The following is a 13,895-nucleotide window of genomic DNA, read 5'->3' as shown; positions in this document are numbered from 1 at the left end:
GTGGGCTTATATCTCAGCGATGATTGATGAAGCGAGTCAAGAGATTCTAGCTTTTCAAATAGGTATTAGTCCGAACAAAGAACTGATTGTAAAAACTGTAGAAGAATTAATTACCAATCTACCTGATAATGCTTATCCAATTATCCATTCGGATCAGGGCTGGCATTACCAGTTAGGTTACTATACCCAAAAATTGGCGGATCACCAGTTTATTCAAAGTATGTCACGGAAGGGAAATTGCCTGGATAACGCTCCAGTAGAAAGTTTCTTTCACTTATTTAAGACTGAGTTACTAGCAGGATTTCTGCCTTGTAAGGATATTGCAGAATTAAGCAAACTTTCTCAAGAATATGTTCAATATTTTAATCATGTTAGAACAACCTTAAAAACAAAAGGCATGACTCCGGTTGAATACCGAAATCATGCCTTAGCAGCTTAATATTTTAATTTTGTCTAACTTTTTTCTTGCACTTCACTCCTTTTTTCTTTTTGCGGCTTCTTTTCATTTTGAAGCAACATAAGGTAAAATAATTAATAGGAATAAGTCTAAAGGAGAGTTTAATGTGCAAACATATCAGTTAATTGCTACTGCTGCTGCAGGCATTGAAGCATTAGTAGGGAAGGAACTAAGAGATCTTGGCTATGAAGTTAAAATAGAAAACGGTCGGGTGCGTTTTCAAGGGACAATGAAGGATGTTATTCGGACTAATCTCTGGTTACGGACAGCAGATCGAGTAAAGATTGTTGCTGGTGAATTCGATGCTCGATCTTTTGAAGAATTGTTTGATCGTACTGAAAATATTGCCTGGGAGGATTTGCTGCCAATTGACGCGAAATTTCCAGTTGAAGGGAAAAGTCATAACTCACAATTACATAATGTACCAAGTATTCAAGCAATCACTAAAAAGGCGATTGTTCAACATCTAAGTGATGCATACCATCGTCGGACTCGTTTAGCTGAAACTGGTGCTACTTATCCGTTAGAAGTAGCGATTAACAAAGATCATGTTCTTCTTACATTAGATACTAGTGGAGAGGGACTTTTTAAGCGTGGGTACCGTAAAAATAAAGGTGGAGCACCATTGAAAGAAAATATAGCAGCCGCTTTGGTAATGCTGGCACACTGGTTCCCGGATAATCCATTTGTCGATCCCGTATGTGGTTCGGGGACAATTCCAATTGAAGCAGCACTGTATGGTCATAATATTGCGCCTGGAATCAACCGTTCATTTATCAGTGAACAATGGGTTAACTTAGTTCCAGATGGTTTATCTGATGAAGTTCGGGATGAGGCCGATTCTTTAGCAAATTATGATATCGAACTAGATATCCACGGATATGATATTGACCAGAATATGATTGATATTGCTCAAGAAAATTCTCGTGCGGCAGGCTTAACTCATGATATTACGTTTAAACAATTAGCCGTAAAGGACTGGCAAACAAGTGAAGTTAATGGAGTTATTGTTGCTAACCCGCCATATGGTGAACGGTTAAGTGATAAGGAATCCGTTCATAAACTTTATCGACAAATGGGTGAACTATACCGTCCATTGACTACTTGGAGTAAATATATTTTGACGGCTGATATGGAATTTGAAAAGTATTATGGAGCACCTGCAACAAAGCGTCGCAAACTTTATAACGGTGCCTTGCGAACAGATCTCTACCAATATTGGGGCAAAAAGGATCGCTCCAAGATCAAAGCGTTGAAATAGTAAGAGTTTCAGTTTTAAAAAACACCAAAAAAGGGATTCTCTCAATAATAAAAGCCTTAGTAGGAAATTACGTTGTAACGACCGCTAAGGCTTGTTCTCTGTTTGATGGCCGATAGAACACGTGGATGATATAATTAAAATGATATACTATTTTCTGAAATTACTTTGTTTTGCGAAGGGCCTGGTTTGCTAAATTATGTGCTCCACGGTTTTGGCTTTCAGGAATCCACTGGGTAACAACTGTTGAAAAGCGTTGTAAAAGAGGATTTAATGCTGCTAATTCTTTTTGGTAATGTTTTGTATAATTTTTGCCGATTGCGTCACTTAAAATACGACTATCAGTATAAAATAGGATTGTTTCATTATTATTAAAGTGGTCAATTAAATATTTAAATCCAAAGTGTGCTGCGGCAAATTCACCATGGTGATTATCCATTTTCTCCTTATCTACTGGAATTGCAAGCTGAATTTGCTTATGATTAGAAATTATTATTATTCCTAAACCAGTAGGCCCTGGATTCCCTTTTGTTGCAGCATCTGTAAAGATTTTGATCATAAAAAACTACCTCTTTTCTGAAAGGATGACATTTATAATTATGGAAGAAGAAACTCGTTATTTTTACCAACCAGACCTTACAGGAACAATTATTAGCTGGTGCTGGACCTTTCTCTTCTTTATTGCTGGTCTTGTAATTTGGCTTGAAATCACTCATTTTCAATGGCTCAGCGCACTTTTTTTTACAGTTTTTGTAATCCTTGCCTTATTAGAATGGCGACGACGAACCGTAGTGATTACTCCGACTAAGATGGTATTTAATCGCTTGTTACAAAAGCAGTATCTCGTTATCCCAATATCTGATATTCGTCAGCCAGAGTTTACTAAGCATACGGTAACAATTACCGTAAATGGGGAAGTAATGAGTTTTACCTTTACCACCAAAGCAATTGCACGTTTGAAATTAGCGTTGAGACAACAGGGGGTTCAATAATTGTTACTGGGAATCGCTATTGGAATTATTTTAATTTTAACAATTTGTGACCAATTATTAAAATCGTGGGTTGCTTCATCAATTGTTCTTGGTGGTAGTAAACAGCTAATTCCTGGGATTATTGAATTGACTAATTTACGAAATTCAGGAGCTGCTTGGAGCCTTTTTGAAGGGCAACAAACTTTTTTTACCATCATAACCATTATTGCGATTATTATAATTGGTTACTTTATTTGGCAGTACCGTAAAAATGCATCAATGATAATCGGATTAGCATTGATTATGGCAGGAACAATCGGCAACTTTATCGATCGGTTGAAACAAGGGTATGTTGTAGATATGTTTGAAACAACATTTATTAATTTTCCAATTTTTAATATTGCGGATATGTGCTTAACAATTGGCGTAATCTGGCTAATAATTTGCATCTTAAAGGAGAAGGACTGACAAATGTCTGAAGAAGTAGAATTAACAATTGATAGTGAGATGGTTGGAAGGATTGATAAGCAACTTGGCCATCATTTTGATCAATTTTCCCGATCACAAATTCAACATTGGATAGAAGATGGTCACGTCCTTGTTAATGGCAAACAAGTAAAGCCCAAATATAAGTTGCTTGTAGGTGACCATATCCAAATAATCCCAGAAGAGCCACAAAAAATTGATTTAACACCTGAGAATATTCCTCTTGATATTGTATATGAAGATGATGATGTTATTGTCGTTAATAAACCGCAGGGAATGGTAGTTCATCCTGCACCAGGTCATCCAGACCATACGCTTGTAAATGCTCTTTTATATCACTCACCATTGTCAACTATTAATGGAGAATTTCGACCTGGAATCGTTCATCGAATTGATAAGGATACATCAGGACTATTGATGGTAGCTAAAAACGATCTAGCCCATCGTTCTTTGACAGCTCAATTAAAGGCAAAAACTAATCAACGAGAATACGTTGCACTTGTGCATGGCGTTATAAAAGAAGATAAAGGAACAATTAATGCTCCATTAGGTCGCTCATTAAAGGACCGCAAAAAGCAGGCCGTTGTGATTGATGGACGTCACGCGGTAACCCATTTTAATGTGTTAGAACGGTTTAAAAATTATACATTAGTTGCCTGTCAGTTAGAAACGGGACGAACTCACCAAATTCGCGTTCATATGAAATATATTGGTCATCCATTGGCAGGAGATCCTTTGTATGGGCCGCGAAAAACACTTGCTGGCAACGGTCAATATCTACACGCTCGTTTGTTGGGCTTTAAACACCCCCGAACAGGCAAAGAAATGGTTTTTACGGCTCCATTACCAGCCTATTTCACAAAAATGCTTGAACATTTACGTAAGACAGACCAATAAAATTATTGTGTTTAATTTGGAGAACGTTCATAATAATATTGATCAATTATTAACAAAGTTTTAGGAGAGTGGGACAGTGACAGCACGATACCTAATATTTGAAGATGGCTCAATTTTTGCTGGTGAAGGTTTTGGCTCACCAGCCGTTACTTTTGGTGAAGTTGTTTTTAATACTAGTATGACTGGTTATCAAGAAATTATTACTAATCAGGTTTACAATAACCAAATTGTAGTCTTTACCCAGCCCAATATTGGAAGCTATGGAATTCAACGTAATATCTATGAATCAATTGTACCGACGATTAAAGGAATTATTGTTCGGTCCCTTGCTGATACTGGAACCAATAATAATGGACGTCAATTGACTCTTGATAAATATCTTCAACAAATGAATATTCCTGGAATTGCTAATATTGATACACGGGCAGTAGTTCATAAGTTAAGAAAAGCTGGAAAGCCATTAAAAGGAAGCATTGTTCCAGTTCCAGATGATCATGCTTTTGACCAACTGCATGCGACCGTTTTAACGAATCAACAGGTTGCTCAAGTATCTACTCCTAAGCCATATCCTAATCCCGGAATTGGGCTAAGCGTTGTTGTGATTGACTTTGGATTAAAGAATGGGATATTACGAGAATTAAGTCGACGAAAATGCAATATTACTGTCTTGCCATATACCGCAACTGCTGAAGAAATATTACGCTTAGATCCTGATGGGGTTGTGCTCTCCAGTGGACCCGGAAACCCTAATAATGTCCGGAAGTCAGTTCTCGAAATGATTCGTACTGTTCAAACCAAAGTACCGATGTTTGCTATTGGATTAGGTCATGAATTATTTGGGATCGCTAATGGAGCAGATGTTCAACAAATTCCGGTTGAGCATCATGGAATGAATCATCCAATTCATGAAATTATTACCGATCACATTGTCTATGCAACCCAAGCAGAAGGGTACCTGATTGAGCGGAATTCAGTTGACCGCTCCCAGCTTTTTATTACATACGTTGATATGCTTGATAACAGTGTTCAAGGGCTTCGTCATCGTCGTTATCCAGCATTTTCAGTTCAATTCTTCCCCGATGGCGCACCGGGGCCCGATGAGACTGATGGTTTGTTTGATGAGTTTGTCGATACAATGAATAGGAGGGGGGATCGTCACTGATGGAAAAGTTGAAATCGGTATTAATTATTGGAGCGGGAGCCAATGATGTGCAACACGGGGATGAGCTTGACTCTGCTATCTACCAGGTATCCCGTGTGTTTAAACAAATGAAGATCAAAACAATCTTGGCAGATGATAACCCATTTTCGGTAAGCTTAGAAAATGTTGATCATGGTTGTATTGTCCCGCTAAAAGTCGAAAGCCTGGTGGATATTATTAATAAGTTCCATCCCGATGCAATCTTGCCTACTTTAGGTAATCGTCGGGCTTTTGAGCTTACCCAAGAATTGCTAGAAAAAGGGATTATTCGTAAAGAAAATATTCAACTACTAGGAGTTCCTGAAGCAACTGTTCGACAAATTAATAGTGCGGTTTTGCTTGAACGAACGCTTCGGCAAATGGAAGCCCCAGTTAAGAAAATTGTAACGGTTAATAATTATCAGGATGCTTTAGACGAAGCAACTAAAATAGGATATCCAGTTATTATCCGGTCAGTATTGCCTAAGAGTAGTAGTACCCGTAAAATTGTGCACGATCGAAGTGAGTTGGCAGATGCGGTAAAGGCTTGTTTGAGCCAGTCACGAGCAGAACAAGTAGTAGTCCAGCAAAGTCTTGCCGGCTATAAGGAAATTGAAGTCGTTGTACAGCGCGATAGTTCTGGAACGATGATGATGTTGTCAATGATTGAAGATATGGACCCAATTGGTATTCATGCTGGTGATTCAATTGCTTTCAATCCTGTGCAAACACTTCTCGATCGGCAGATTCAAGATATTCGAGATACAGCTTTTGCTATTACCCGTAAATTAAGAATTGTTGGTACGAACCATATTCAGTTTGCTCTGGATACAAATAGTGATCGTTTTTATGTGATCAAGAGCAGTCCATATTTTGATCGAATTACTGCTTTTGCTTCTCAGTCGACAGGTTACCCAATTGCTCAAGTGACCGCACAATTGTATGCAGGCAAGCGACTTCGTGATATTGACCTTGGTGAAAACTATATTCATCATGCAGCGCTTGTTGAACCAACAATGGATCATATTGCTGCACGGGTTCCAATATGGGGATTCAGTGATTTACCCCAAGCCAGTCGTTTGCTAGGAACAGAAAAACGGTCAGTTGGGACTGTTTTTGGTATCGGCCGAAGTACTATCGAAGCGCTTTTTAAAGCTATTGAATCCCGTTATCATGAGCCGGCTGACTTTCATCTTGCTGCTCAAAAACAATTGACTGATGACCAATTAATCGCTAAAATTGTCCACCCAGAAGCCGGCCGACTTTTTGTATTAATTGAGGCGATGCAAAGAGGATACTCAATTAACGAATTAGCAGAAATAACAAAGATTGATCCATTTTATTTTGAACAGATTAATAAAATGCGGTTGTTGATTCGTGAAATTACAGAGCATCCAAATAAAGAACCGGTTTTACAAAAAGCGAAGAGTTACGGATTAAGTAATCAACTTATTGCAAGATTGTGGGAAACTACTCCTGAACAAGTTTATCAAATGAGTTTAGACCACCAATTATTAACAAAGTACAAGGAAATTGAACCATCAGCCGGGGAGTTTGACCAACATACTAATAGTTTTTACTCTGCTTATGAAGAAGAAAATGAAATTAGTCGAACTTCCCAACCAAGCGCTCTTGTAATTGGAACGGGAGGACTTCGGTTGGGGATAAGCAATTCCGGAGATTACTTTGTTGCTATGATGTTAAAAGAGCTTCATCATGAGGGTTTCAATAACGTCATTGTAAATTCGAATCCTAGTTCGGTTACGTTTAATCCGGAGTTAGCTGAAAAGCGCTATGTTGAGCCAGTAACGATTGAAAATATTTTGCAGATATTACGGATAGAGCAGCCTCAGTATTTGTTTATTCCTGCTAGTTATAGTAAATTATTGAAATCATTGCAAAATTATGACTTGGATGTAAAAATCATCGTGATTCCGGATGAATTGCCAACTACTGCTGCCAATAGTGATAAGCAACGTTCCTCCTTCAATTATGTCTATGATGGAAATTATGCTTATCCATTAGGGACAATGACTGATCTTTTTTCACCCATTGCGTTAAATTATCAATCCACCGCTTTACGCTACCCGGCTGATCTTCCTTCATCAGCTTACCAAAATCTCAATGACCAAGCTAGTGTTGCTGTGTTAAAGATGGAACGGCCAGGGTTATACCAAGTGATTTTTGAAGAGAATGATGGTGAATTTAGTTTGATTAAAGTTCAACCATTATCATTGCCAGAAATAGCCTTTTTATCAAAGGCCCTTCATATTAGCTTACCAGGAATTTTTACTCAATTATTCACTGGTAAATTCGATAAGATGCTTGAGCCGAAACCGGTATCTGGGATTGTTAACTATCGTGCAACCTTCCCCTTTAAGGCATTGGGAGTTAAAGGGGGAATTCCTGCCCGTAACCGAGTTATTGGTGCTCAGATGCAATTCTTAGGAGAATGATTTAAAGATATAAAAAGCTTCAGCCCGTTGGGCTGAAGCTTTTTAGTTAGACAGTTTTTTTGGCGTTACATAAAGTGTTTTCTGACCCGTAAAAATTACAAATCCAGGTTTAGCGCCGTTCGGCTTATGAAGTCGCTTGACAGGAAGATAATCAACGGGTACATTATCTGAATCGCGACCTTTAGAGAAGTAAGCCGCTAACTGTGCGGCTTCAAGAATGGTGTCTTCAGACGGATTTGTTGATCGGATTACCACGTGCGAACCTGGAATATCTTTAACATGCAACCAGATTTCATTTTTATTAGCAATTTTAAAGCTAAGCCGGTCATTTTGCAGATTATTTTTGCCGACCAAAACTGTAGTGCCATCATTAGTATGAAACTCTTCTGGAGCACTTACTTTAACTTTTCGTTGCTTTTTCCCGCTCTTCTTCTTTTTAATATAACCTTGCTCTTGTAATTCTAGTTTAATCTCTTGAATATCAGCGGGAGCAGCTAATTTAATCTGGTTTTCAATACTTTCAAAGTATCGAATTTCATCATTTGTCAGTTTTAGCTGTTCCTTTACATATTCAACAGAGGTTTTGAGTTTATTATACTTAGTAAAGTACTTTTGGGCGTTACGTGATGGGGATAATTCTGGAGCAAGCTTGATTTTTAGTGGTTTATTAGCATCATAAAAGTTCGGAAGTTCGATTTCTTTCATTCCTGGGGTTAATTTACTAAGATAGGTAGTAAGGATTTCACCACAAATTCGATACTGATCTGCAGTTGTTGCATCCTGCAATTGTTGTTGCAGTTTTTTTACTTTTCGTCGATCCTTTTTGAGCTCATTCTTTAGTACTTTTAATACTTGCCCAGCTAATTCTTTGGAACGATCTTGCTCGGCTTTATTAGCATAATATGCATCGAGCAGGGCAGAGAGGGAGTCGAAGTGTTGCACTTTACCCTCAGTAATATTCAATGGCGGGAATACAGCAAATTGAGTTTTGCCGTTAGGAAGTGTGATTATTACTGGCTCTGGATTCTCAAAGTGGTTAAGAAATTGCTGATAGGTAGCCGGTAAATTATCACTTTGTAGTAATTCTGCAGCTAATTCCCGTGCTGAGTCTTTACCAAATCCTTGATACTGCTGCTGTAACTGGTGACTTAATTCTACTTCGTCATTGGTTTGTCTTACAAGATCAGAGTAGACTTGGTTTGGTAAGTAAGGGTTAACTTTATCTTGCTTTGGTGGCATTACAAAGGTTGCACCGGGTAGTAATAGCCGGACTCGGTTTTGGTCTGAGCCAACATGCTTAATAGTGTCAATAATTTTGCCCGTCTTAAGATTAACGAGTGAGATATTACTATGCCTGGCCATAATCTCACTCACAAGAACTAATTGTTGACTATCACCAAGTTCATCACGAGTATCAAAGGTGATTTTGATAATCCGATCATTGTCAATTTGTTCAATTTTATTGACGATTGCACCTTCAAGGTATTTCCGCATCGTCATTGTAAAATTAGTCGGAATTGCTGGATTTTTGTATGGGATCGCAGTGATTTGGATTCGTGGATATGTTGGGTTTGCAGAAATAAGCAATGGATAATTATGTCGATGAGCACGGATAGTAATGATTAATTCTGCAGGGTAAGGTTGACTAACTTTGGCTACCCGACCAGTAGTTAATTTTTGATCTAGCTCATGGACAATTGCATGAGTAAATAAGCCGTCAAAAGACATTAGTGTAACCTCCTATATATTATAATTACAAACGAAAATAGCATTATTAATTATACAGTTTTACCTCATTAATGAAAAGTAATGTTACTTTAGTGGACATATTTTTTAGTTGGTTTAGTGTCGTCAATGTGGTATGCTTTTTGTATTATGTGGGTGAAATCCGCGTAAAAACGCAATTATTTTTAATTATACAAATTTAGAACATGGAGTTGATAAGATGAAAATTGCTGTTGTTACTGACAGCACTGCCTACCTTTCTCCTGAAGAGGCGGCGGCTAATAATATTCATGTTGTCCCAATCCCAGTGACATTGGATGGTCAAACATACCGTGAAGGTGTTGATATTTCCACCAGTGATTTTTATGAAAAGATGGCAAATTCAAGCTCTTTTCCAACGACCTCTCAAACGCCAATCGGTCAATTGATGGAAGTTTACCAAGGATTAGCCGATGATGGGTATGATGCTGTGATTAGCATACATTTAACACGGGCGATTACAGGATATTTGGATACTGTTGAACAACTTGCTGAACAAATGAAGGATACAATCAAGATTGTACCAATTGATTCCCATTTAACAGTTAAAATGATGGGATACTTGGCCTTAGAAGCAGCTAAATTAGCCAGTGAAGGCGATGATTTAGATGACATTGTTAAAAAGGTAAAAGAATATCGTGATACCTTTAATAATGTATTTGTAGTAGATGACTTGCAAAACCTTGTTCGTGGTGGTCGTTTATCAAACGCCTCTGCATTTGTAGGCTCAATTTTAAAAATTAAACCCCTCTTAACGATGCATACCCCAACGCATGCCATTGAAGCGTTTGAAAAGGTACGATCAATGAAAAAGGCTAAACTCCGCTGTGAGCAAATTTTTGATGAGGATATTGCTAAACTTGATTATCCAGTTAGAGCAATGGTTGTTCATGCGAATGTTCCAGAAGAAGGACAAAAATGGCTTGATAAACTTCAAGCAGATCATCCTGATATTTCATTTGAATTGAGTTACTTTGGACCAGTAATTGGTTCCCATTTAGGACAAGGTGCCTTGGCCTTAGCATGGATGCAAGATACAACAAAGAAGCCTTTAGTATGAAAAAGCAAGCTTTAATTAAAACCCTTTTGGCAACAGCTGCGGGTATTTTGATGATATTAATATCATTTGCTGGCTTTCAAACAATTTTACCAACCGGTGAGGCGTTTATGCCCTTGGCTGGCGTAATTGCAGTAGGAATAGCCGTTGCATTAGGAATTAATATTGCATTTATTGTGACACTTGTTAGTGCCATAATTATGATTGTCCTAGGAACTGCCGATTGGGTAATATTAGTTGATTTTATTGTTATTTTGATTGTGGTTGGCTTGATTTTACGCAAACAGGTCCCATTATCGATTGATCTCAATCATTCACAATTATTATGGCTTGCTATTTTTACCGGTCTAGTTCAATTATTTTTTATCTCAATCTTTTATGGGTTAATTGGACTGGTCCTAACCGGGACGCCAACAGGTGGTTTAACATTTGTCCAATTAATTATCCCTAATGCATTACTGACGGGATTGTTATATGGCTTCCTAGTAGCACCGATATCATTGATTTTTCGGTGGATAGCGCGAAAGGCATTGCATATTGATAGTAGTCATCATAATGATTCAGGTAACTCTGCAGGCGATAAGCAGGGTGGTTCGATTATTGTCGACTTAAGAAGTGCTAAAAATAAAAAAGATGATAAGTAAGCAAAATGGGAGCGAGACAGAAGTCACTTGTGACTTCGTTTTTCAACGCGAAGCTAGCCTCTGGGAGCCCCCGCAAGCAACAATAGGCCTTCAACGTTCGGTTTTGCCGGACATTGGAGGCCTATTGTTGTACTGCGTATTTTGCTTTTTATGAAAGTAACTTAACTTATGTCACAGTCTCATCTATTATTTCTCTAAATAATTTACATCTTTGCATCCCATTCGGCATGAAACTCATCAAGAAAGTTGAGCATTACTTGTTGCCGGTGATTTGCAATTTTCTTGGCAGTTTCAGTATTCATCATGTCCTTTAGGTGCAAGAGTTTTTCATCAAAGTGATTAATAATAGTTTCATTTGCTAAATTACGATATTCTTCCCGGGACATATTATGACGAGGTTTAATAGCCGGATCGTATATCTTTTCATGATGACCACCTCCATAATAGATTGCTCGGGTAATGCCAATTGCGCCGATTGCATCTAACCAGTCGGCATCACGTACTATTTGTCCAATGATGGAGAGTTTGAGTTCCTCTTTGTCTAATGTATGAGCAAAAGAAATATTATTGATGACATTCATAATTGTTTTGACTTGTTCATCACTAAAGTCATTTTGCTTTAAGTAATTAATCAACTCTTGTTTAGCTGCTTCAACATTATCAACTAATTTCTCATCAATTGTATCGTGAAGGTAAGCCGCCACAATGGGTAGAAAGGGGTCAACTTTTTCGCCCATAGCTAACCGTTTACTCATTTTTACTACCCGGTTAATATGGTCCATCCCATGCCCGGTCTTATCCTGACCTAATTTTTGAATGGTGTACTCTTTAATGGCAGTTAATTGTTCTGCTTGTTTCATCATAAAACCTCTATTCTTGATTGATTCTTTAATTATTAAAGACTGAATCGCAATCTACGTCAACGTTTTGTAAAATAAGATGTAAGGAGTGGAATGAAATGAATTTATTATTTTCAATTAACGACAAATTTGTTACGCAATTAGCAACCGTTTTATTATCAATTAAACTAAATACGCAAGCACAAAATTTAACGTATATGTCTTACAAAAGGACAAATTGAAACGAACTGATGACTTGGAAAGAGTTTGTAAGCAATTAGGAATGAACTATTTTCCGATCCAAGTTAATGATCAATTATTTAGCAAAGCACCAGTTACAGACCGCTACCCGACAACAATATATTATCGTTTACTAGCACACCGTCTTTTACCTCAAGATTTGCATAAGATTTTGTATTTAGATGCTGATGTATTGTGTATTAATGATCTTTCAAGTCTGTATGAGACTTCATTAGATGGATACTTATATGCTTCTGCCATCCATACAAACCTTACGAATACGACAGAGGTTATTAATAAGATTCGTCTGCAAAACTTTGATGCTGACGGGTATTATAATTCTGGCGTTCTCCTAATGAACCTTGATACTATCCGTAAAACAGTAAAGGATACGGACATTTTTAACTATATCCGTACCCACACACTTCTCCTACCTGATCAAGACGTCTTGAATGCCTTATATGGGCGCTATATTAAGTCCGTCCCTGATCAATTATATAATTTTGATACTCGTAAAGGTGGTATTTACGAAACGATTTCCTTTGGTGAATGGACAACCGATTGGGTAATGCGTAATACCGTGCTTCTTCATTATTGCGGACGCGATAAGCCGTGGCTGCCAGCTAAAAATAGTGGACGCTACACTGCTTTATACAAAAACTACTTTCAAATGACTAATAAGCTTATTAGCGCAGCATTATTACTTTCCCCAGAAGAAACTGATTAAGATTTTATTGACTTGCGGATTATGATGAAGTAATTCGTGTTTAGCATTTGGTCCAGTAATCTTAACTTCGCGGTATGAACGTGCGCGGTTGTTAATAAGGTACTTAAGAGAAAGACAGGAAGCGTTTGAAACTTGGCTATCGTTGCCATCCTTTAAGTCACCATAAATATTCAATAATTTAATTTGCTTGGGGTAACGGTGACGCAAAGGCAGTAATTTTTGATAGGAATCATTCATTGCAGAAGGTTTGCCCGTCTTTTTATTCACTGTTAGGTTAGCGGGTTCATTCCAGCCGATGGCACCATCAAAAGTTCCGGCCATGGCAACTTGTTTTTGAATCTGCGGCAGGTTATGGTTACCGGCATTAGCAAGGAGGTAATACATAACTGCCATGTTTCCCATAGAGTGAGCCTCAATGTTGACCTGTTTGAAATGATATTTAGCTTGTAATTCTTCAAGAACGTTCTTAACCCATTGCCCTTGCAATTCATAATTTGTATTATGATTATCATTAAAATTGACCATCACGAGCGGATTGACCGCATTATGAGGAATATCACCTTTAAGAGTAACAGTTCCATCACTAGCAACATCTGCGGTGATAACTGTTTTTGACACGCCTGCTTTAACAAATCCGTTTACCATATATTCTTCTGCATGGGCGCCGCTCCCGTAGCCATGAAAAAAGAGAGTAGGAGTAGTCGAATGGATATATTTAGTCGAAAGATCTGCATGGATTGGTTTTGCCACTATTCCACACATAAAAGTTAGAAAAAGGGCAGTAAATACCATTAAAGTAAAGTTAATAAATTTGGTCATGTAAAAACCTTCTTTTTCTTTTTAGTGTTATCATAGCATATTGAGGGGACATCTTTTAATAGTTAACGGTTGTATTTAAAACGTAAAATATGTTACAGTA

13 protein-coding genes and 1 pseudogene are annotated in these 13,895 nt (G+C 37.8%); 10 read left to right on the top strand and 4 right to left on the bottom strand.

Features of this window, described 5'->3' with window-relative positions:
• Both H5R88_RS08295 and H5R88_RS08290 read left to right on the top strand, forming a co-directional pair.
• A partial coding sequence (locus H5R88_RS08295; RefSeq protein ID WP_182600359.1) for an IS3 family transposase occupies positions 1–439 on the top strand: 439 nt, incomplete at its 5' end.
• Positions 440–563: 124 nt separating this feature from the next.
• Complete coding sequence (locus tag H5R88_RS08290) at positions 564–1,718, top strand: THUMP domain-containing class I SAM-dependent RNA methyltransferase (RefSeq protein ID WP_182600765.1); 1,155 nt, start codon at positions 564–566, stop codon at positions 1,716–1,718.
• A gap of 160 nt (positions 1,719–1,878) precedes the next feature.
• On the opposite strand, the gene H5R88_RS08285 is transcribed toward H5R88_RS08290, so the two are convergent.
• Complete coding sequence (locus H5R88_RS08285) at positions 1,879–2,274, bottom strand: ribonuclease HI family protein (RefSeq protein WP_182578954.1); 396 nt, start codon at positions 2,272–2,274, stop codon at positions 1,879–1,881.
• Between the two features lie 25 nt (positions 2,275–2,299).
• Here H5R88_RS08285 and H5R88_RS08280 point away from each other — a divergent pair, with 25 nt between their 5' ends.
• The 5 genes from H5R88_RS08280 (at position 2,300) to H5R88_RS08260 (ending at position 7,705) form a co-directional block, all read left to right on the top strand.
• The gene (locus tag H5R88_RS08280) at positions 2,300–2,707 is read left to right on the top strand and encodes an EbsA family protein (protein WP_182578953.1); all 408 of its coding nucleotides are present in this window, start codon (positions 2,300–2,302) and stop codon (positions 2,705–2,707) included.
• Positions 2,708–3,154, top strand: a complete 447-nt coding sequence (gene lspA, locus H5R88_RS08275; protein WP_182578952.1) for a signal peptidase II — start codon at positions 2,708–2,710, stop codon at positions 3,152–3,154.
• Between the two features lie 3 nt (positions 3,155–3,157).
• Positions 3,158–4,069: an RluA family pseudouridine synthase gene (locus H5R88_RS08270; protein ID WP_182578951.1), complete on the top strand. Its 912-nt coding sequence runs from the start codon at positions 3,158–3,160 to the stop codon at positions 4,067–4,069.
• Between the two features lie 76 nt (positions 4,070–4,145).
• Positions 4,146–5,231, top strand: a complete 1,086-nt coding sequence (locus tag H5R88_RS08265) for a carbamoyl phosphate synthase small subunit (protein ID WP_182578950.1) — start codon at positions 4,146–4,148, stop codon at positions 5,229–5,231.
• Positions 5,231–7,705: an ATP-binding protein gene (locus H5R88_RS08260; RefSeq protein WP_231794995.1), complete on the top strand. Its 2,475-nt coding sequence runs from the start codon at positions 5,231–5,233 to the stop codon at positions 7,703–7,705. The genes H5R88_RS08265 and H5R88_RS08260 overlap by 1 nt, the downstream gene beginning before the upstream one ends.
• A gap of 42 nt (positions 7,706–7,747) precedes the next feature.
• Here the strand turns inward: H5R88_RS08260 and H5R88_RS08255 are convergent, their stop codons facing one another.
• Complete coding sequence (locus H5R88_RS08255) at positions 7,748–9,433, bottom strand: Rqc2 family fibronectin-binding protein (RefSeq protein WP_182578949.1); 1,686 nt, start codon at positions 9,431–9,433, stop codon at positions 7,748–7,750.
• Positions 9,434–9,650: 217 nt separating this feature from the next.
• Here H5R88_RS08255 and fakB point away from each other — a divergent pair, with 217 nt between their 5' ends.
• Both fakB and H5R88_RS08245 read left to right on the top strand, forming a co-directional pair.
• Positions 9,651–10,529, top strand: a complete 879-nt coding sequence (gene fakB / locus H5R88_RS08250; RefSeq protein WP_182578948.1) for a fatty acid kinase binding subunit FakB — start codon at positions 9,651–9,653, stop codon at positions 10,527–10,529.
• A complete protein-coding gene (locus tag H5R88_RS08245) occupies positions 10,526–11,170 on the top strand; it encodes a hypothetical protein (protein ID WP_182578947.1) in 645 nt (214 codons plus the stop codon). Before fakB ends, H5R88_RS08245 begins: the two co-directional genes overlap by 4 nt.
• A gap of 203 nt (positions 11,171–11,373) precedes the next feature.
• On the opposite strand, the gene H5R88_RS08240 is transcribed toward H5R88_RS08245, so the two are convergent.
• Positions 11,374–12,030 (bottom strand): HD domain-containing protein, encoded by a 657-nt coding sequence (locus H5R88_RS08240; RefSeq protein ID WP_231824867.1) that lies wholly within the window; start codon positions 12,028–12,030, stop codon positions 11,374–11,376.
• A 98-nt stretch (positions 12,031–12,128) separates the two neighbouring features.
• Between H5R88_RS08240 and H5R88_RS08235 the strand changes: the two are divergent.
• Positions 12,129–12,976 (top strand): annotated as a pseudogene (locus H5R88_RS08235) (glycosyltransferase family 8 protein).
• Here the strand turns inward: H5R88_RS08235 and H5R88_RS08230 are convergent.
• Positions 12,950–13,795: an alpha/beta hydrolase gene (locus H5R88_RS08230; RefSeq protein WP_182600763.1), complete on the bottom strand. Its 846-nt coding sequence runs from the start codon at positions 13,793–13,795 to the stop codon at positions 12,950–12,952. The pseudogene H5R88_RS08235 and the gene H5R88_RS08230 overlap by 27 nt on opposite strands.
• Positions 13,796–13,895 lie beyond the last annotated feature (100 nt).

The sequence above is a fragment of the Limosilactobacillus agrestis genome, from assembly GCF_014145585.1.
In the GTDB taxonomy this organism is placed as follows: Bacteria; Bacillota; Bacilli; order Lactobacillales; family Lactobacillaceae; genus Limosilactobacillus; species Limosilactobacillus agrestis.
Note: the sequence above shows the minus strand (reverse complement) of the source record. Positions and strands in the feature narration are given on the sequence as shown.

Coding starts and splice junctions, on each gene's coding strand:
- fakB (WP_182578948.1), top strand. CDS start 9,651: ATGAAAATTGCTGTTGTTACTGACAGCACTGCCTACCTTTCTCCTGAA.
- H5R88_RS08255 (WP_182578949.1), bottom strand. CDS start 9,433: ATGTCTTTTGACGGCTTATTTACTCATGCAATTGTCCATGAGCTAGAT.
- H5R88_RS08245 (WP_182578947.1), top strand. CDS start 10,526: ATGAAAAAGCAAGCTTTAATTAAAACCCTTTTGGCAACAGCTGCGGGT.
- H5R88_RS08240 (WP_231824867.1), bottom strand. CDS start 12,030: ATGAAACAAGCAGAACAATTAACTGCCATTAAAGAGTACACCATTCAA.
- H5R88_RS08230 (WP_182600763.1), bottom strand. CDS start 13,795: ATGACCAAATTTATTAACTTTACTTTAATGGTATTTACTGCCCTTTTT.
- H5R88_RS08280 (WP_182578953.1), top strand. CDS start 2,300: ATGACATTTATAATTATGGAAGAAGAAACTCGTTATTTTTACCAACCA.
- H5R88_RS08260 (WP_231794995.1), top strand. CDS start 5,231: ATGGAAAAGTTGAAATCGGTATTAATTATTGGAGCGGGAGCCAATGAT.
- H5R88_RS08270 (WP_182578951.1), top strand. CDS start 3,158: ATGTCTGAAGAAGTAGAATTAACAATTGATAGTGAGATGGTTGGAAGG.
- H5R88_RS08285 (WP_182578954.1), bottom strand. CDS start 2,274: ATGATCAAAATCTTTACAGATGCTGCAACAAAAGGGAATCCAGGGCCT.